The sequence below is a fragment of the Desulfobulbus rhabdoformis genome (assembly GCF_016919065.1).
GTDB lineage: Bacteria > Desulfobacterota > Desulfobulbia > Desulfobulbales > Desulfobulbaceae > Desulfobulbus > Desulfobulbus rhabdoformis.
Genome location: NZ_JAFFQA010000014.1, coordinates 61,005 through 78,911 on the forward strand (window position 1 = coordinate 61,005; position 17,907 = coordinate 78,911).

Consider the following 17,907-nt stretch of genomic DNA (forward strand, 5'->3'; position numbering starts at 1 on the left):
AAGTACGCAATAAAACGTTCCCAAGAAGGAGCGACTCTTACTATCTCAAAAATTGAGATTGTCCTTTAGGTCAATCCCTGCATGGTAGCAAGGATGTCTTTCCAGCTCTCGTATCCAAATTGAGGATCCGTTGTCTGGCCTGTTGATTCAAGATACCTGATTCGATCTTTGCTATATTGGATATAATCCATCGGCGTATTGTTGTGGCGGGCAATTTCAGCATCCGAGGGTGAGATGTACTGGCCATTTTTTCCAGTGTGACCAAGCGTCAGGCCGGTACTTATTAACATAAGGTGCTGCTTGCTATTTATCTTACCAGAATCATAGAGTTCCTGAGAAACTTTCATCATCTGTTTTGGTGTCATGTTGGTGAAATTGTAGTCGGCGCCGCCTTTGGCTTGGTCGTACGCAGCCTGCGAGCTCGTAACCATGTCGGCAAAACTTTTTGATGAAGTGGAGTCTGACGATCCGGCAGGGAGGTGCTGCTGGCGGGGTGAATTCAAATAAAATGAAGCGGCAGTAGATGCCCAGGCGGGCTGAATTCCCATGCTCATCCTCCTCAGGGGGTGCAATTTATCATACTGGTGGAGCAAATATCCTGAAAACATCCGATTCTAAGCAGTTTAAGCTTAAGGGATCAATCGGCGTCTGCACAGACAATCTTAAGGGCATCTTGAATAATTGCTTTTTCTGCCAATCCCGGCGTCACGCTTAAAATTTTATCCTCGGAGGTAAGCGAAGACTCCGATATCACACATATGCCTGCGGTAAAATTTTGCGCAATCCTCGGAGTCTACGCTTACCTGGCCTTGATTGAAAAATCTAATTATTCAAGACACCCTTAAGAGGAAAATCCATTATGATGCCGGGATGGACCACTTCAGAGCCTTCACCCCGGCCTATAAGGACAAGGGCACGTCTTTGCTTGCCCTTGCCGATGGAGATACGCCCATAGAATAATGGTGGAGTTGGAGATCAAACATGCCCACTAACATGAACAGAGAGACAACCACTTAACATTCCTTCTACTCTATTGAAAACGTTGACATTGTCCCATAAGAGACGTACAGTCAGACTTGTAATGCATTCACCAGCCAGGGCTTCTGATTTGAATCTGGCACCGCCTGAACTGGTGAGAAATCCGGGCTGCTCGATGCTTCCTGGGAAGCTTGAATAATTGCTTTTTCTGTCAATCTCTGCGTTATGTAAAAAATTTTATCCTCGGAGGTAAGCGAAGACTCCGATATCATGTATATGCCTGCGGTAAAATTTTTTACATGCCTTGACCTTGATTGAAAAATCTAAATATTCAAGCCCCCCTCCACAATAAGAGCGCGCTCTGTACTCGTCTGTTTTACTCAGTAACCGCTCTTTTTTTCGATGCACGCTGTATTCTCGTGGGAATCTTGATTAATTGCTTTTTCTGCCAATCTCCCGGAGTCTGGCGCGTACCTGACCTTGATTGAAATATCTAATAACCTGGATCCGTGAGCATTCATTGGTGTGTCAGCTTCGCTGTTTGTGACATGTCGATTAAAGTAAACTTTATCGGCTTGTTACGAACAGTGAAGGTGGCGTACTAATGGATGCCCCAAAGGGCGGCGGGTGAAACTGAATAGCAAATAAATTAGTTTGAAAAATTTTTGTATTATCAACTGAATATGCTATTCAGAGACCATCCGCCGTCACGGATTCAGGTAATAATTCAAGACAACCCCATGTGACTTTAAGCAAGGAGAGAGCGATGATCAAACTGGTTGAAACCGATATTACCACCTTAAACGTTGACGCCATTGTCAACGCGGCCAACGAGAGTTTACTTGGCGGCGGGGGCGTTGACGGTGCCATCCACCGTGCGGCTGGTCCTGAGCTTCTGGAAGAATGTCGAGGCATCGGTGGCTGCAAGACCGGTGACGCGGTTATCACCAAAGGCTACAATCTGCCAGCCAAACATGTCATTCATACAGTTGGCCCGATCTGGCGGGGCGGAAACAACAATGAGCCCGCGTATCTCGCCAGTTGCTATCGCAAATCTCTGGAATTGGCGGTCGCCAACAACATTCATTCTATTGCCTTCCCTGCCATCAGCTGTGGCGCGTATGGCTTCCCCCTCGACGAGGCCGCCGATATCGCGGTCGATACCATTCATTCGTTCTTGCAAAGAAACGGTAAACCCGAAGAAGTCATCATTGTCTGCTTTCAGTCACAGGCCAAATTTGCCTTTGCTCAGGCCATTCGCGGTCTGGAAGAATAATCCGTTGCCTGGCCCAAAACCGCTCTTCAATTCCAGCAATGACAGGTGCATTCATTGAAGGAGACAAACTATGGGCAAAAGGAAGGCCGATGGGCGTTTATTTTTCTTGCTTCCGGGGAGAACAGGTGAGGGAATTGTCCATCCCATAGTATTAATACAACGAGCTAAACGAATTATGGCCGCTTTGATCGCATGGCTTATAGGATTGTTTTTTTTAGGCATAGGCCTTTGGATCTTATTGCTGCGTTCCGAGGATCTCATCGACAAGATCAAGCCACACAATATGCTCATCGGCCAAATGACCATTGATGGTGTCGAAAACAAGAGCTACGCTGAATTACTGCGTGCACGTTTCGATCACCATTTTCGTCACCTCTCTGCCATTCCAAAAGAGACCGGTTTTTTTGAAGTACTGTCATTGGATACCACAGAATTATTCCAACAAGACAGCCTGTCCAGTCCGCTGAAAAATATGACGATAGAGGTGAGTGGCGTCAATGTCAGCCTCCTCTTTCGACTTGTCAACCAGATTGCGCAACCGGCGCGATGGGTGGTCGAAGGTGATTTCCAAGTCAAGTCAGACCGCGCTTTACTGGCCCTCCGAATGCGCCGCGGAGAACGGCTCATTCGAACATGGTACCTCGAACGTCTGGGGAATACCGCTGAAGATAAATCTTTGCTCTTGGAACAATTAGTTGACGATGCGATATTTCAACTTGCCTACGACTTCGGCAACGAACTTGAAGAGGATACAGAATTAAAAAAATGGCGGGATGTGCTCCCACTCCCCACGCAATTCCCGAATCGTAAAGCACTTACCGCCTATTATGAAGGACGCAGCGCATTGGGCCGCTTCTTTTCCTACGGTGAGTGGCACGATCTCGATAGAGCGGTAAACCAGCTGCGTGAACTACGCAGTCAGATGCCGAACTATCAAGATGGCTTGATGTTGCTCGGCATTGCCCTGGCAGAAAAGCGTTATGAAACGGAAGCAATTCATGTTTTCCAACACCTTCTTTTACTGATAGCACCAAACTCAAAAGGGTTTGTGCAATTACCTCTGGAGCAGCAACAACGCTATCTTGCCACATCGCTCTTAAAAGCAACGGCCACCGCCAAACAGAACACCTGGCAAACCAATCATGAAGCCATTGCAGAGCTCGAATCACTGATCCCCTTGCTTGACAGTGTTCGTCAATCAGCAAAAAACAGCAGTGAATCAACGTCAATTACGGCTGAGAAGAAAAAGGCTCTCAACCGATTAATCGCGCACTGCGAAGAGCTCAAGGCTCAGACTGCTGCGCAACTCGCAATGACGTATTCCCAATATTTTTCCTACCTGCATAGACACACCGTCTATGAAATGTTCTTCAATGCAACAGCGCCCCCAACATTGCGAATCGAACGTACCTCAGAGGCGGAAATCTTATTAAAAGGCCCGGCAAATAAGGCAAAGGAGCTTGTTATTCGCACGCTGGGCAGCATCCAAAAACAGTATGCCCAGTGGCTGTCCAATGCAGGGAAATCGCTGAACGAAACTTCGGCAATCTGGAATAAGCTCGAGGGTGGGCCCCGCCGTCAAAACGAGCTGCGGGCACGCCTTCGACTGGCAGAAGGGTACACACAGTACCGTATCGCGGATTTTGAAAATCACGAAAACACAAGCGAACCACTTCTGGGATTGGACTATAGCCATCGAATCAGTCTGGCGAGAGCAGCCCTCCAACAGGCCGAAGCCGCACATCCCAATCATTACCTGGTGTTACAACTTCTGGGTTCGGTGTATTCCACCCCACGCAACCCGGAAAAATCACTTGGCATCGCTGAGCAATATATTGAGCGAGCGATACTCGCCAATCCCAACGATTATTATGGACACACCTTACTCGCGGAAATTTGGCTCCAACGTATAGCCTTTACTGGTATAGACTTGGAGAGTCGCCCCCTTATCGAACGCGCATTACAGGAGTTGCAAACAGCTGTAGCACTGAACGAGCCCTGCGGTAGAACGCAACTGCTCCGGGCCCAGTTCTATACTCTATTACTGGAGCTAGAGCGAAGCGGTGAGAGGCAAAAAGAACTTCGTGCCAGTCGAGATAGAGCAATCACTCAAGCCAGTCGCCTCCTCCCTTATGCTTTTAAACGAAAGCAGCCCGAAGAAAACTTAAGCTGGATAAAAATAATCGCTGCCACCCGACAATTAGGGAAAGCTGCCGAGGATTTGCAACAAGAGGGGGCAACGCCGGAAGAGCTACAGAGTCAGCGCCAACTACGTTTTGAACGCTCGAAACAGGAGATCATCAAATCAATAGATTCGCTGATTAAAGACTGTGAAACATTGAAAGAGCGGTGGGTGGCACAGCAAAGGGTTTTTATGGTCAATAAACTGGAACAACGGGTCAAACAATTAAAACAGGAGATTGAGTATGCAACGCTGGAGAACTGGCGTGACATAACAATTGAAATCCTTTAGAAAAATGTTATTCTTCGGTTGCTCCTGAAAGTTATTTATTGATGCATTACAAATCGGCATTTTTTTTGTCCGCCCCAACCTCTTAACAATTTTTGTTATGTCCAATTGTTCCAATCAACTCTTTACCTATGGCTCGCTTATGTGCGAGGATATTATGACCGAGGTGGCGGGCAGTCCCCTGAAGAGCACGCCTGCCCGTTTACGCGGTTTTCGCCGTTTTCTGGTCAAAAATGAGAAATACCCAGGCATTGTTCCTTCGACTGAAGGTCTGGTCAGCGGTATTGTTTACCATGGCTTGACTGCGTCCAACTGGCAACGGCTGGATCAATTTGAAGGCGACTACTATAACCGGCAAGCGGTCACGGTCCTCCTTGAAGACGGGCAACAGCTCACGGTAGACTGCTACCTCTTTCGGCCCGAACTCAGTCACCTGCTCACCGAGATTGAGTGGGACTTTGCCACCTTTCTTGAGCAGGGAAAAACCACCTTTCAGCACCAGTACTGCGGATTCAAGGCGATTGACTGATCTCTCCCGCATGAATCGTACAAACAGTCGTTGAATTCGTGGCGGCGGGTGCAACTGAACAATACATGAATTTGTTTAGCAATCTTCGTCTCAGTAAAATGATACGTTGTTCAGTGACCGACCGCCATCACGAATTCAGAAAATCGCCCTTCCCCACCATCCAGGCAAGGAGTTGCCATGCGCATAGGAATTGATATCGGCGGCACCCACACCGACGGCGTCCTTATCGATGGCGGTCGCTTACTTGCAGCCGCCAAAGCCCCCACCAACCGCGAGAATCTGCTCGAATCGATTACCCTGGTTTTGCAATCGGTCCTCACAGGCCAGGATCCGGCCCGTGTGAAAACACTCAACCTGAGCACCACCCTGACCACAAACGCCATTGTCACCGGCAAGACTGATCCCGTAGGCATGCTGGTCGTCGGTGGGCCGGGCATTGCCGCCAAACATTATGCTATTGGCGGTCATTACCATCAGATCTACGGCAGTCTGGACCATCTGGGTACCGAGACCTCAGCCCTGGACGAACCGGACCTGGAGGAGGCGATTTCCGCCTGCCAAAAACAGGGGATCAAAAGCTACGGGGTGGTCTGCAAGTTCTCGACACGTAACCCTGCTTATGAAAACAGAATGGCTGAAGAGCTGAAAGACAAGGCGGACTGCATCACCCTTGGGCACCTGGTCTCAGGCCAGTTGAACTTTGGCCGCCGCATTCACACCACCTATTACAATTCAGCAGTCTGGCGTACCTTTCAGAAATTTGCCCAGGCGCTCAACTTAAGCCTGAAGGGCTTCAATCTTGAGGCCGAGGTCAACATCCTCAAGGCAGACGGCGGAACCATGCCGCTTTCCAGGGCACTGGAACTCCCAGTGCAGTCCATTTTTTCAGGCCCTGCAGCCTCGGTCATGGGTATTTTGGCGACCAGTCCCGCAAGTGAGGATATGCTCATGCTCGATATCGGCGGCACCACCTCGGATATCGCCCTCTTTGCCGCTGGCGAGCCGCTTTTGGAACGGGAAGGCATCGCCATTGAGAATCGCCCCACCTTGGTCCGTGCCATCCATGTGGAGTCCATCGGTATCGGTGGCGACTCCCTGATTCAAGTAGAGGGTGGTCAGGTCTCCACCGGCCCTGATCGAATCGGTCCCTGTATGGCTGCCGGTGGAACCACCCCAACACTGATGGATGCCTTCAACCATCTCGGCCAGGCCTCTTTTGGTGATATCGCTGCCTCAAAACAGGGTCTGGAAACGCTTGCCGCAGCCAAGAGCATGAATGCGGATGAGCTTGCCAGGCTGGCCATTGAGGATGCACTCAACACCATAGCCACCAAAATCAAATCGCTGGTGCGGATGGTCAACGCCAAGCCGGTGTACACCATTCATGAAATGCTGGAAGATCGGGCCATTGAACCCAAAAAACTGACCGTGATCGGAGGGCCGGCAGCTGTTTTTCAACAGATGCTCGGCAAACGTCTTGGCCTGGAAGTGGAAGTGCCTTCGCTCCACGGAGTGGCCAATGCGGTGGGCGCGGCCCTTACCCGCACCACCAGCCACCTGGCCCTTACGGCCAACACCGCCCGGGGTAACCTCTCCGTACCGATGTTAGGCATTTATCGCACTGTAAACCGAAAGTTCAGCCTGGATGAGGCAGTGGAAGAGGCTCGCAGCCTGTTGGTTGAGGATTTGGCCGAGGCAGGAATAACCATGCCCCCGGAGGATATTCAAATCACCCAGGCGGATTCTTTCAACATGATTGATGGCTCCTACTCCAGTGGCAAGAATATTCGGGTGGTAGCCCAGGTGCGACCGGCGGTGACAGCGCAGCTTGCGGGTGAACCGGTTGCGGTGCAGGTGCTTTGAGCGTTGAATACTCCTTTGTTTGCCCATACAGGGGCGAGGAGGCAAATATCCAGTAAAGTAATCTTCTGTCGCGGACATGCCCCGCTCGTACCGTCTTCAGATCATTGCAGCTTTTGTTGGAACGAAATGTACCTGCGATAAATAATTTCTCGTATTTTTTTAACGACTCCATCACAAAAGTGGTCTCAGGGGCGCCACATTTAGCCAGGCGCGGGTTGTCGCTAATGTACACTCAGCGACACAACCCCTGATCGGGCAAAGCTGGAATCTCTGTGATCATTTGACCATACTACAAGGGTACCCCCTATGCTGAAAGCCAACACTTCTCTCGGCGTCATTTTCTTCCCCGCCTTCGACTGGGCCATCTCCTCCACCCACCCCGAACGTGAGGAGCGTCTCCTCTACACCCAGGATCAATTCCGCGAAGAGGGGCTCTTTGATATCGAAGGGATCGACGAATACCGCCCGCTCTATGCCACTAACAAAGATATCATGCGAGCCCACTTCTGCTTTCCTTCGGTGGAGAGGGTCTGCACCGAATCCCACCGCGTTTCCGCCGGAGGTGCCATGCAGGCCGCCCGTCTGGTGATGGAGCAGGAAACCAAGCGGGCCTTTGCCCTGGTGCGTCCCCCAGGCCACCACGCGATGAAGGTGGTGCACGGCAACCGCGGCTTCTGCAACATCAATATCGAGGCGGTAATGATCGAATGGATTCGCGAGCATTATGGTCGCAAGCGCATTGCCATTGTCGACACCGACTGCCACCATGGCGACGGCACCCAGGATATCTATTGGCATGATCCTGATGTTTTGTTTATTTCTCTGCACCAGGATGGGCGCACCCTCTATCCTGGCTCGGGTTTTCCCTTTGAAAACGGCGGACCACGGGCGCTGGGCAAGACAATCAATATTCCCCTGCCCCCCCAGACCTCGGATGAAGGTTATCTTTACGCCTTGGAAAACGTGGTCCTCCCCATTCTGGCAGATTTTAAACCCGACCTGATCATCAATTCTGCAGGTCAGGATAATCACTACTCCGACCCTATCACCAATATGCAGTTCTCCGCCCAGGGGTATGCCAAACTCAATGAACTGCTCAAGCCCGATATTGCGGTTCTTGAGGGGGGCTACTCCATCAAAGGCGCCCTCCCCTATGTCAATCTGGGCATCTGTTTGGCCATGGCCGGTTGTGATTACTCCGGTGTACGCGAGCCTGACTACAACAGCGCCACCCTCAAAGAAAAGCTTGAGACCATGGAATACATCAAAAATTCCTGCACCCACCTGCTGGATGGCTACTTTCATCCCCTGGCGGATGACTATGAAAAAGAGGGGAACTTTTTTATTCGGGAAAGGAAAATCTTCTACGACACCGACAATATCCTGGAAAAGCAGCGGGAAGAACTCAAAGACTGTGACCAGTGCCGGGGACTGCGGCTGATCAAATCAAGCTCCAGCCACCTGCTCCCCTGTCTTGGGGTCGAGCTGCCCATCGACTGCTGTCCGGCCTGTGAAAAAGAGGGGTACGAGGCCTATCACACAAGCAGCAACAAGGACTATCTGGTCACCCAGATGCTTGACCAGAAGAACAAACAGTTTATGTACAAGGACGAGTACAACTGAAACAGCAAGGCCGAAAATCAGTGCAAGACCGCCTGCTCCGCACCTTTCTGCTGCCCAAAGTCAACAGGGCATATCTTCTGCGACTCCTGGCGCTTGTTGTCGGCTCAGTCATCCTCTTTAGCCAGGTGCTGCTCCCACTGCGGATTCAGGGCCACTCCATGGAGCCGACCTATCGTGACGGGACATGGAACTTCTGCTGGCGGGGGCGTTATCTTTTCCACGATCCCAAGCCTGGGGACGTGGTAGTGATCCGCTTTGCGGGTACACGGGTGAATCTTCTCAAACGAATCGTCGCCCTCTCAGGAGAAACTGTGGCCTTTCAAAAGGGCGTGCTTCTGGTCAATGGCCGAGCTGTAAACGAACCCTACCTGCAGGATCCTCTGCCCTGGAACCTGGCTCCGCGAACGGTTGAACCGGGCAAGGTCTATGTGGTGGGCGATAACCGGCGCGTTCCCATGGAAGTGCATCAATTTGGCCAGGTAAACATGCAACGTATCGTAGGAGGACTCCTCTGGTGAATTCGAAAAAACTTATACTTGTTGGAATCGTCGCGGTTATTCTCATTATTTTGGGGTTTACTCTCTGGCCAGGGGACAAACGTGCCATCCGCAAGCAGGTTGCCCGGATGGAAGAACTTGCCTCCAAGGCACCCGATGAAAAGGCCATTGATTCGCTGTTTCGAGCACGAAATATGGCAAAACTGTTTCACGACCCATGCACACTTGAGATTGAGTACGCAGACTTCGTCGGTGAATACAGCCGCAAGAATATCCAGGATAGGATAGTGCTTGCACGAAACTCATTTTCCCAGGTCAAGGTATCAACCCATGATCTGGACATATCCCTCTTGGGCAACAAACAGGCCTCTTTACTCTGCACCCTGCGGATCACGGGAAAAGGGGCAGGAAGTCAAGTCGGCGATGTCCAGGAACTTGAAGCCAACCTGAAAAAAATGGATGGTGATTGGCTCTTTACCAAACTGGCTATGGTGGAGGTGCTGGAACGCTGACCTGAATTGCTCACGGATTCAGGATCCATTTTCATCGCCCTTTTCCACCGGTTCTTGTTTCTGGACCAGATGCACCTCAAGCGGCGAGTTCGTATCAAGATGCACATCCCTCTGGGGAAAGGAGATACTGATCTGAGCCTCCCGAAAGGCCTTATCAATGGCCAGGTGCAGGCGGGTCTTTGCGGTGAGGCGATCATCGACAGAGTTGACGAAGCAGCGAAGATTTAAAAGAAGCGAGTTGTCGCCAAAGCTGTCAAATGTGACGGTGACTCGCGGTTCAGCCAGAACCAGGGGTTCGTTTTCCGCAGCCTGCTGCATCAGATGCATGGCCAGCCCCACATCACTGCCATAGGCCACCCCCACCGGTAAAATGATACGGTTAATGGGGTCGCTGAGTGACCAATTGAGCAGTCTGCTGGATATAAACTCCTTATTGGGCACCAAGAGTTCCTTGCCGTCAAAATCGCGAATCGTGGTGGCGCGAATACGGATGCGGGTGACCACGCCGACCGTGGTATCCACCGTGACCACATCCCCCAAACGGATGGGGCGTTCAAACAAAATAATGATACCACTGATAAAGTTGGCCACAATCTCCTGCAGACCAAAGCCGATTCCCACACCGAGGGCTGCCACCAGCCACTGAATCTGCGACCAACTGAAGCCAAGTGAATCGGCAATATAAATCACGCCAGCTCCGCCAATACCATATCGTGTCAGCGTTACCACGGTATAACGGCTCCCTGCACTCATCTGCAGTCGTTTCAAAAGGATGATGGTCAACAGAGCCGGAAGATGACGGATACCGATAATCGTCAGAAAGCCAATGAGAATGGTCATCCCTGCATCGGCCACACTCACCGGATATGACTGCGCATGGCCGTTGACCTGGATAACATTGGTCCACAGGGTGTAATGATTAAACATCCGCAGAGCGGGAAGTACCTCATTCCAGACCAACCACAATCCCGCAAGCCCAACAAAGATAACCAGGGCATTAAGCAATTTACGGCTATCTTGGCTCAAATCCGCCAGATTTTCCTCAGGCACGGGTGCAGCTTCTGCTTCGGGCACCTGAGCGACATTCCCTGTAGCGTCGCCGACCATATCAAGCGATGTTCGCTGCCAGGCCTTTTTCAGGGCAAGTTGCCTGCCCGATTGAATGAGCCAACGTTCGAGCACCTGATGACCGACAACCAGGACAAAGGACAGCCAGATGGTATTAAGCAGACAACTGAGGAGACCGCCAACGGCAAAAATATAGCCCGCAAGGACAAGCCCCCCAAGGATTAAAGGCAAAACCACAGTGACAGTAAACAAAAAAGGTTGCAAACGTCCAAGCAGGTTTGCAGGTCCGTTTGTCCGCATTTTCTGCCAGACAACGGATTGGGGATGAAAAATTCGTAGGGCACAAAACATGATCACAGCGAGCAGAACGATAATACTGAGCCGTCCCAAGGTATGACTGCTACCAGCCCGATAATTGCCGAAAAAAGCGATTTGGGTAAAAAACGCCACCGGCAGGAAGGCAAAGAGAAATTGTCGGGTCTGCTGCCGAAGATACTCGACCTTTTCCCGCGACCAGAAAAATACTCGTGAGGCAAGCCCGATGGGACGCAATGACTCGATAATACTGCGGAGATAGAAAAATCGCAGACTGAAAAAAAGCAGGGAATTCCCCACGGCACGGGTAAAATCACTGCCCTCCCCATAGGCCTGTAACTGCCAGCCAGCAGCACCAATGAGCAATGGGCAGGGCAGAGCAAGAACCGCGGTCAATACCAGAGCCTTGATGGAAAGACCAAAAGTATAACTGGTGGGATTCCCGGCCAGATTCACTGCTGTCTCCAGTTGGTTGATCACCATCTTCCGCAGTGTGTAGAGTACTCCACAGAAAACAACAACCAACAAGAAAATTGGGGAAACCAGGACGTTATGCAGTAATACCTGTCCGACTCCACTCCAACGTTCAGGAGAGAACAGGGTTTGTATTTCTCGGGGAAGCTCTGTCAAACCACGCAGATTGACCGGCGGGGTGGAACGCATCCAGAGAAGATGTTCCTGCAGATAATTGCTGAAATCTTGGACAGTCCCCACCAGGTTGGTGTAAAGCAGCTCGATTTCAGAAAGCTGGCTCAAGTAGGTTCGGTTGGCCGCAATATTTTTGTCCAACAGGTCGCTTCTGCTTGCGATAATTTTGCGTAACTCGGGTTTGAGTTCCTTGGCGATCTCAGGATCAGTTGTTCCCAGAATCTCAAGGATATACTTTTCACGGTCCTCGATCTTTTTCTTTTCATCTTCCTCCTGTACCTGCAGCAATCCTATTTCAGCGATTATCTGACTGTTTTGGCTACGTTTTTTAGCCAACTTCCTGTCGTCTGGCAGGTTGCGCTGAATATCATGGAGCAACAACCCCAAAGCATGACTCAACCCCACGACTTCAATTTTTTGTTTGGTACTGGCGTAGGTCCCTTCGATTCGGCTCAACTCGCCACTGAGTGTATCACGCAATCTGGCGCTTGTTTTCAGGGCGTCGGAGGTCTTGAGCAACTGCTCGCTGTAAGAGGCATTTTTTGCTGCAGCCTGTTGCAAGACCGGCTGATTATCAGCCATCTTAGCCAACATCTCTTTTGCTGCACCAACACTTTGGTTTGCCTCCTCCTGACGTTTACGGTTTACCTTGGTTTCAATATCCTGCACATCAAGGCGTACAAGCTCCAGCCGGAAAGCGGCCTCGTCCCTTTGGGCATTTATCAGTTCACTGCGTACCGGCATGCTGACCAATTCCTGATTCAGCATACGGGATTCACTTTGCAGGGAGGCCAGTCTGGACCGATTCACCAGATTTTGCGCTTTGCTGATTTCCGGGTCGACGCCGGGCTGAGGGGATATTTTAGCCGCTCCATTAATCGCATCGGTGCTTTCCTTGATTGCAGCGAGGCGTTGACTAATTTGGCCCGGACGATCGGTGAAGAAGTTACTTTGCCGGTTCAAATCATCAAGTCCTGCCTCTAATTCCGTCTCCTCGGCCTTGGCTTTGATCAGCTCCCGCTCCAGCTCCTTCAAGGGACGACGATCCTCCCTGGAGCTGGCTAGTTGACGCATCTTGGTCTCTTTGCGGGCTGCCAGCTTTTTAAGGGAAAGACGTACTTTTTTGATCTCCTCAGGTGCAGAGCTGATGGCGGCAACATAGCCGTTGGCCCGGGTCTCATTTGCCTGCATGGTGCTGAGATTTTCAAGTCCCCGGCGATAAAGTTCCAGCAGCTTGTTTTTTGTGGCATCGTCCATCTGCGAATTCTCGGAAACCACAGCAATCTTAGCCTTGAGTGTATTAGGGGAAAATTGCAGATGATCGCCATTGAGCGCACTGTCGGCAGCTGGGCAGTTTTGCCCGAACATCAAAACCACAAAAACCACAAGGTGCACAACACGAGAGGGAAGCTTGATCTTATGCATACGAGTTACCTTTCAGGCCACAGCCAAAAGCACACAGGCCATGGAGACAAAGGAGAGCAAGGTAGAGAGAACAATAATTGCCGATGCCAACTCGGTATCGGAGTTGAGTTGTGAAGACAGAATATAAATGGCGGTTGAGGTGGGCAGGGCAAAAAAGAGCATACTCACCTTAAATGCCAGACCTGTGACTCCGAAAAGCCACAACAGCCCAAGGCCAACCAGAGGTAGGCAGACAAGTTTAAAGAGGGCTGTGACCAGGGCCAGGTTGAAATTATTTTTCAGTCCGGCAAAACTCAGGCTTCCACCAATGGAGAAAAGAGCGAGTGGCAGCGTGACTTGACTCATCAACCTGAGGGTATTGTCAACCGGGGAGGGAAACCCACCACGAAGAAACGAATAGCTGATACCAGCCAGGCAGGCGAGGATCAGCGGGTTGGCAAGCAAATGTTTCAGCGTAGTGACAAGACGATTTCCTGTAGCCGGAGCCCCTCCGAACCAGATGAGAATACTGACGCAGAAAACGTTGATCAGCGGTATAAGCAGACCGATCAAAATGCCATAAAGCTGTACCCCGGTTTGTCCAAACGTATTAATCAAGACAGCCATACCGATATAGGTGTTGAACCGATAGCACCCCTGATTAAACGAACCTGCCTGAAAATCAGTCACCGGACGAAAATGAATATAAGCAAGGCTCAGGGCACAGACGATACTAACTGCCAGAACGGCCGCCGGCAAATACCGCCAACTTTCGGTGAGCGCAAGGGGAGCACCGCCAATCTTCCAAAACAGCATCAGAGGAAAAAAGACGTAATAGACCAGTTTATCCGACACACGATGAAAGGCGGCATCGGTTAAGCCAAAACGGCGTACGCACCAACCAAAAACGATCAGGGCCAGCACAGGAAAAAGTGCATCAAGAAGAATCATCGGGTCTCCAGAGATCGGTGGTAAAGAGGATCCAGGGGCATTCGTTAAAGAATCTGCCGCAAGAACTGTCGCGTTCGCTCACTCGCAGGATTTTCAAAAAATTCAGTGCTTGCAGCCTGTTCGATAATTCGTCCTGACTCCATGAAAACAATCCGATCCCCCACCTCGCGGGCAAAGCCCATTTCATGGGTCACCACCACCATGGTCATCCCTTCACGGGCAAGCGAGCGCATGACATCAAGCACCTCACCGATCATTTCAGGATCCAGAGCGCTGGTCGCCTCGTCAAAGAGCATCACCTTAGGCTGCATGGCCAGAGCCCTGGCTATGGCAACCCGCTGCTGCTGGCCACCGGATAGCTGTTGCGGATACTGGTCAAGCTTTTCCCCAACCCCGACCTTGTCGAGCAGTAACCTGGCCTGCTTAGTGGCTTCTCCGGTACTCCTGCCGCGAACAAGTTTCTGGGCCAGGTTAACATTTTCCAGCACGGTGAGATGGGGAAACAGATTAAAGGATTGAAACACCATACCGACCTCTCGCCGAATCCGCAGACGGTTGCTCTCACGATGATTGAGTTCTATGCCGTCAATGACAATACGCCCGCTGTCAATTTCTTCCAGACCGTTCAGGCAGCGCAACAGGGTCGATTTCCCCGATCCCGAGGGACCAATGACCACGAGTACCTCTCCCCGCTCCACGGTAATGGAACAGTCATCAAGCGCCAGAAGCGCGCCAAAGGTTTTCATCAGGTGTGCAGCGTGAATAATGGATACGCCAGAGGATGTCATGGATTGTTGTTGTCTCATGCGTGCGTGCGAAAAAGATGGCGTTCCAGAAAGGAGGCAAGGGTGGAAAGAGTCAAGGTCAGCACCAGGTAGATGGCCGCAACCACAAACCAGATCTCAAAACTAAAGAAAGTCTCAGCGATGATGGTTCTCCCCTCCATAGTGACATCGTACACAGCAATGGTGGAGACCAGAGCCGAGTCTTTTATCAGCGAGACCGCCTGTGATGTCATTGGAGGCACAACCCTGCGCAGGGCTTGGGGGAGGATGACTTTGCGGTAGCTCTGCAGCTGGGTCAGCCCGAGACTGTAGCAGGCTTCCCACTGGCCCCGGTCGATGGAAGTAATCCCTGCACGAAAAATTTCCGAGGCATAGGCCCCCTCAAAAAGGCTCAGGGCCAGCACTGCTGTGGCTGTCCGCCCGATGTCGAGAATCGGTGCCATAACAAAGTAGAGAAAAAATATCTGCACCAAAAGCGGGGTATTGCGAATAATCTCCAGATACATGCGGGCCAGAACACGCCCTATACTAGAACTGGAAAGACGCAACAGGGCCGTAACAAGCCCAATAGAGGCGGCAAGAACCAGGCTGTAACCAGTGATCTCCAGGGTAACCACCAGCCCCTTCAGCAAAGGACCGGCAACAAAAACGCCATCACTCAGCGAGCCCAAATAGCGTGGGATCTGTCGCCAGTGCCAACTATAACCGAGTCGCTCGGCACCGCGCAGTACCAGCATGATACAGCCTGCAATAGTCGCCAGGTACAGCAGCCAGTCACGCAGAGTTGCAGGTTTCGGAAGGTGAGATACCATATATCTTTTTACAGGAACAAAAAAAAGAAAACCAGCTCAGGGGTTGATGTACACTACAATCGCCTTGAGTTTCAACCTGAATCCGTTATTCAGGTTTGAGTTGCCCCGCAAGAACGCCTCGGGTAGAGTACCTCTACGCTAAGGCATGAACGTCCTACCATTTTTTACGCAGGCATGGCTCCTTTACTCACACTTGACAATTTTTCCCTCAGCTTTGTTGGCAGCACCGGTGAAACGACCCCGGTGCTGCACGACATCAACCTGGCAATGACCAAAGGGCAAACCCACGCCCTGGTGGGTGAATCCGGCTCGGGCAAATCGGTGACCGCGCTTTCCATCCTTCGTCTTTTGGACGAGACAAACGAGACACAGAGCAGCGGCTCAATTCGTTTTGAAGACCAGGAAATTACAACCCTCAACAAACGGGCCCTTCGCCAACTTCGTGGTAACCGGATTGCGATGATTTTTCAGGAGCCGATGACCTCGCTCAATCCGGTCTATACCATTGGCAACCAACTGATCGAGCCCCTCACCCTCCATCAGGGTTTGAGTAAAAAAGACGCATATGCCCAGGCACTGCAGTTGCTTGAGCGGACAGGTATCGAAAACCCCGAGTACCGCATCAGCTGTTATCCACATCAGCTCTCCGGCGGTCAACGACAGCGGGTGATTATTGCCATGGCCCTTGCCTGTCGCCCCACCCTGCTCATTGCCGACGAGCCGACAACCGCCCTGGATGTGACCATCCAGCAGCAGATTCTCCGGTTGATCAAAGACATTCAGGTGGAGTTTGGCATGTCGGTGTTGCTCATCACCCACGATCTCCCCATGGTTCGCAAAATAGCCGACCAGGTATCTATCATGCACCAGGGGAATATTGTTGAACAGGGGGATGTGGAGACTATTTTTACTCATCCCCGGAATAGTTACACCAAACACTTACTGGCGGCCGTTCCCCAGGGAACCCAGAGAACACGCCAGGGGGGGAGCCCTCTTATCGCCGTAGAGGATCTCTGCTGCAGTTTTCACATGAAAACGACCTGGACGGGCTGGTTTACAAGGGAAAAAAAGGTGTTACAGGCGGTGGACACGATCAGCTTCAGTCTCAACCAGGGAACGACGTTGGGACTGGTGGGAGAATCGGGCTCAGGTAAGTCGACCCTGGCTCTGTGTCTGCTCGGTTTACAGAAATGCACGGGCAAGGTTGTCTACACCCCCGGCAAGGGAGCCAGCCACCAGCTTTCTTCACTGAACAACAAAAATTTTCGTCCTTTGCGAAAAGAGTTGCAGATCGTGTTTCAGGATCCCTTTTCCTCGCTCTCTCCTCGCATGACCATTGGCCAGATAGTGGCCGAGGGGCTCCGGGTGCACGGCATAGGGGGAAATCGTCAAGAGCAGGAGCAACTCGTTGCCCAGGCCCTGATTGATGTGGAGCTTGATCCAGAGCTGGCCGGACGTTTTCCCCATGAGTTTTCCGGAGGTCAGCGCCAGCGCATTGCCATCGCCCGGGCATTGATCCTGCGACCAAAACTCTTGATTCTGGATGAGCCCACCAGCGCTCTGGATATGACCATCCAGAAACAGATCCTTGAGTTGCTAAAAAATTTGCAGGAACGCTATCAGCTGACCTATATATTCATTACCCACGATCTACGGACGGTACGCTCGCTGGCCGATCAGCTGGCTGTTATGCGCCGCGGCCGCATTGTGGAGGCAGGCCCGGCTGCTGAACTCTTTGCTCACCCACAACAGGAATATACCAAGCGGCTCTTTGACGCCGCCTTTCACCTGAACAAACGTCTGGAGAATTAAAAATGCCCATGACCTACCGTGCTGTCTTTCACGTCGATATGGACGAGGCCAAGCCCTTGAATATTGCCCTTGCCAACGTGGGCAATCTGATTCGCGCCATCCCGGAAAAACACTATGATCTGATCTTGCTCTTCAATGGCCCGGCCGTCACCCTGCTCGATAATGACGCCTGCGCCCCCTTTCGTGACGAAATCTGGCGCTTGCAGCAGCAACGGGTCGCGTTCAAGGTCTGCCGCAACGCGCTCAATAAATTCAATATTGACCCGGACAACATCATTGATGGCTGTGAAATAGTGCCTGCGGGCGTGGTCGCCCTGATTGAGCTTCAGCAAGACGGGTATGCTTATATCAAACCATAACCCTT

The 17,907-nt window shown here is 51.4% G+C and carries 14 protein-coding genes; 9 read left to right on the forward strand and 5 right to left on the reverse strand.

The window, feature by feature from the left end; translation table 11 throughout:
- Nucleotides 1–65 precede the first annotated feature (65 nt).
- Complete coding sequence (locus JWJ90_RS09515; RefSeq protein ID WP_205226986.1) at nucleotides 66–548, reverse strand: hypothetical protein; 483 nt, start codon at nucleotides 546–548, stop codon at nucleotides 66–68.
- A 1,196-nt stretch (nucleotides 549–1,744) separates the two neighbouring features.
- Here JWJ90_RS09515 and JWJ90_RS09520 point away from each other — a divergent pair.
- The 7 genes from JWJ90_RS09520 (at nucleotide 1,745) to JWJ90_RS09550 (ending at nucleotide 9,748) form a co-directional block, all read left to right on the forward strand.
- Nucleotides 1,745–2,254 (forward strand): O-acetyl-ADP-ribose deacetylase, encoded by a 510-nt coding sequence (locus JWJ90_RS09520; protein ID WP_205226987.1) that lies wholly within the window; start codon nucleotides 1,745–1,747, stop codon nucleotides 2,252–2,254.
- 70 nt (nucleotides 2,255–2,324) lie between these two features.
- Entirely contained in the window at nucleotides 2,325–4,727 is a 2,403-nt protein-coding gene (locus JWJ90_RS09525) for a tetratricopeptide repeat protein (RefSeq protein ID WP_205226988.1), read from the forward strand.
- A 97-nt stretch (nucleotides 4,728–4,824) separates the two neighbouring features.
- Entirely contained in the window at nucleotides 4,825–5,253 is a 429-nt protein-coding gene (locus JWJ90_RS09530; protein ID WP_205226989.1) for a gamma-glutamylcyclotransferase family protein, read from the forward strand.
- A 177-nt stretch (nucleotides 5,254–5,430) separates the two neighbouring features.
- Nucleotides 5,431–7,116 (forward strand): hydantoinase/oxoprolinase family protein, encoded by a 1,686-nt coding sequence (locus JWJ90_RS09535; RefSeq protein ID WP_205226990.1) that lies wholly within the window; start codon nucleotides 5,431–5,433, stop codon nucleotides 7,114–7,116.
- Between the two features lie 306 nt (nucleotides 7,117–7,422).
- A complete protein-coding gene (locus JWJ90_RS09540; protein WP_205226991.1) occupies nucleotides 7,423–8,739 on the forward strand; it encodes a histone deacetylase family protein in 1,317 nt (438 codons plus the stop codon).
- A gap of 20 nt (nucleotides 8,740–8,759) precedes the next feature.
- A complete protein-coding gene (gene lepB / locus JWJ90_RS09545; RefSeq protein ID WP_338032312.1) occupies nucleotides 8,760–9,257 on the forward strand; it encodes a signal peptidase I in 498 nt (165 codons plus the stop codon).
- On the forward strand, nucleotides 9,254–9,748 hold the full coding sequence (locus JWJ90_RS09550) for a hypothetical protein (RefSeq protein WP_205226992.1): 495 nt from the start codon (nucleotides 9,254–9,256) through the stop codon (nucleotides 9,746–9,748). The genes lepB and JWJ90_RS09550 overlap by 4 nt, the downstream gene beginning before the upstream one ends.
- 18 nt (nucleotides 9,749–9,766) lie before the next feature.
- Here JWJ90_RS09550 and JWJ90_RS09555 read toward each other — a convergent pair whose 3' ends face one another.
- From JWJ90_RS09555 to JWJ90_RS09570, 4 genes are read right to left on the reverse strand one after another with little or no spacing between them, the layout of a single operon-like run.
- Nucleotides 9,767–13,204 (reverse strand): mechanosensitive ion channel domain-containing protein, encoded by a 3,438-nt coding sequence (locus JWJ90_RS09555; protein WP_205226993.1) that lies wholly within the window; start codon nucleotides 13,202–13,204, stop codon nucleotides 9,767–9,769.
- 12 nt (nucleotides 13,205–13,216) lie between these two features.
- Entirely contained in the window at nucleotides 13,217–14,134 is a 918-nt protein-coding gene (locus JWJ90_RS09560; protein WP_205226994.1) for an AEC family transporter, read from the reverse strand.
- A gap of 44 nt (nucleotides 14,135–14,178) precedes the next feature.
- Nucleotides 14,179–14,940, reverse strand: coding sequence for an amino acid ABC transporter ATP-binding protein (locus JWJ90_RS09565; protein WP_338032313.1), 762 nt, complete (start codon nucleotides 14,938–14,940; stop codon nucleotides 14,179–14,181).
- Nucleotides 14,937–15,731 (reverse strand): amino acid ABC transporter permease, encoded by a 795-nt coding sequence (locus tag JWJ90_RS09570; RefSeq protein WP_205226995.1) that lies wholly within the window; start codon nucleotides 15,729–15,731, stop codon nucleotides 14,937–14,939. The genes JWJ90_RS09565 and JWJ90_RS09570 overlap by 4 nt, the downstream gene beginning before the upstream one ends.
- 174 nt (nucleotides 15,732–15,905) lie before the next feature.
- On the opposite strand from JWJ90_RS09570, the gene JWJ90_RS09575 reads away from it, so the two are divergent.
- Together JWJ90_RS09575 and JWJ90_RS09580 are read left to right on the forward strand one after the other, a co-directional pair.
- The gene (locus JWJ90_RS09575; protein WP_205226996.1) at nucleotides 15,906–17,543 is read left to right on the forward strand and encodes an ABC transporter ATP-binding protein; all 1,638 of its coding nucleotides are present in this window, start codon (nucleotides 15,906–15,908) and stop codon (nucleotides 17,541–17,543) included.
- 2 nt (nucleotides 17,544–17,545) lie between these two features.
- Nucleotides 17,546–17,902 (forward strand): DsrE family protein, encoded by a 357-nt coding sequence (locus JWJ90_RS09580; RefSeq protein ID WP_205226997.1) that lies wholly within the window; start codon nucleotides 17,546–17,548, stop codon nucleotides 17,900–17,902.
- The last annotated feature ends 5 nt before the right edge of the window (nucleotides 17,903–17,907 follow it).

What these genes read in the sequence shown, in the direction of transcription:
- JWJ90_RS09530 (WP_205226989.1), top strand. Translation starts at nt 4,825, where the DNA reads ATGTCCAATTGTTCCAATCAACTCTTTACCTATGGCTCGCTTATGTGC.
- JWJ90_RS09515 (WP_205226986.1), bottom strand. Translation starts at nt 548, where the DNA reads ATGGGAATTCAGCCCGCCTGGGCATCTACTGCCGCTTCATTTTATTTG.
- JWJ90_RS09570 (WP_205226995.1), bottom strand. Translation starts at nt 15,731, where the DNA reads ATGGTATCTCACCTTCCGAAACCTGCAACTCTGCGTGACTGGCTGCTG.
- JWJ90_RS09565 (WP_338032313.1), bottom strand. Translation starts at nt 14,940, where the DNA reads ATGAGACAACAACAATCCATGACATCCTCTGGCGTATCCATTATTCAC.
- JWJ90_RS09520 (WP_205226987.1), top strand. Translation starts at nt 1,745, where the DNA reads ATGATCAAACTGGTTGAAACCGATATTACCACCTTAAACGTTGACGCC.
- JWJ90_RS09560 (WP_205226994.1), bottom strand. Translation starts at nt 14,134, where the DNA reads ATGATTCTTCTTGATGCACTTTTTCCTGTGCTGGCCCTGATCGTTTTT.
- JWJ90_RS09540 (WP_205226991.1), top strand. Translation starts at nt 7,423, where the DNA reads ATGCTGAAAGCCAACACTTCTCTCGGCGTCATTTTCTTCCCCGCCTTC.
- JWJ90_RS09575 (WP_205226996.1), top strand. Translation starts at nt 15,906, where the DNA reads ATGGCTCCTTTACTCACACTTGACAATTTTTCCCTCAGCTTTGTTGGC.
- JWJ90_RS09535 (WP_205226990.1), top strand. Translation starts at nt 5,431, where the DNA reads ATGCGCATAGGAATTGATATCGGCGGCACCCACACCGACGGCGTCCTT.
- JWJ90_RS09580 (WP_205226997.1), top strand. Translation starts at nt 17,546, where the DNA reads ATGCCCATGACCTACCGTGCTGTCTTTCACGTCGATATGGACGAGGCC.
- JWJ90_RS09525 (WP_205226988.1), top strand. Translation starts at nt 2,325, where the DNA reads ATGGGCAAAAGGAAGGCCGATGGGCGTTTATTTTTCTTGCTTCCGGGG.
- JWJ90_RS09555 (WP_205226993.1), bottom strand. Translation starts at nt 13,204, where the DNA reads ATGCATAAGATCAAGCTTCCCTCTCGTGTTGTGCACCTTGTGGTTTTT.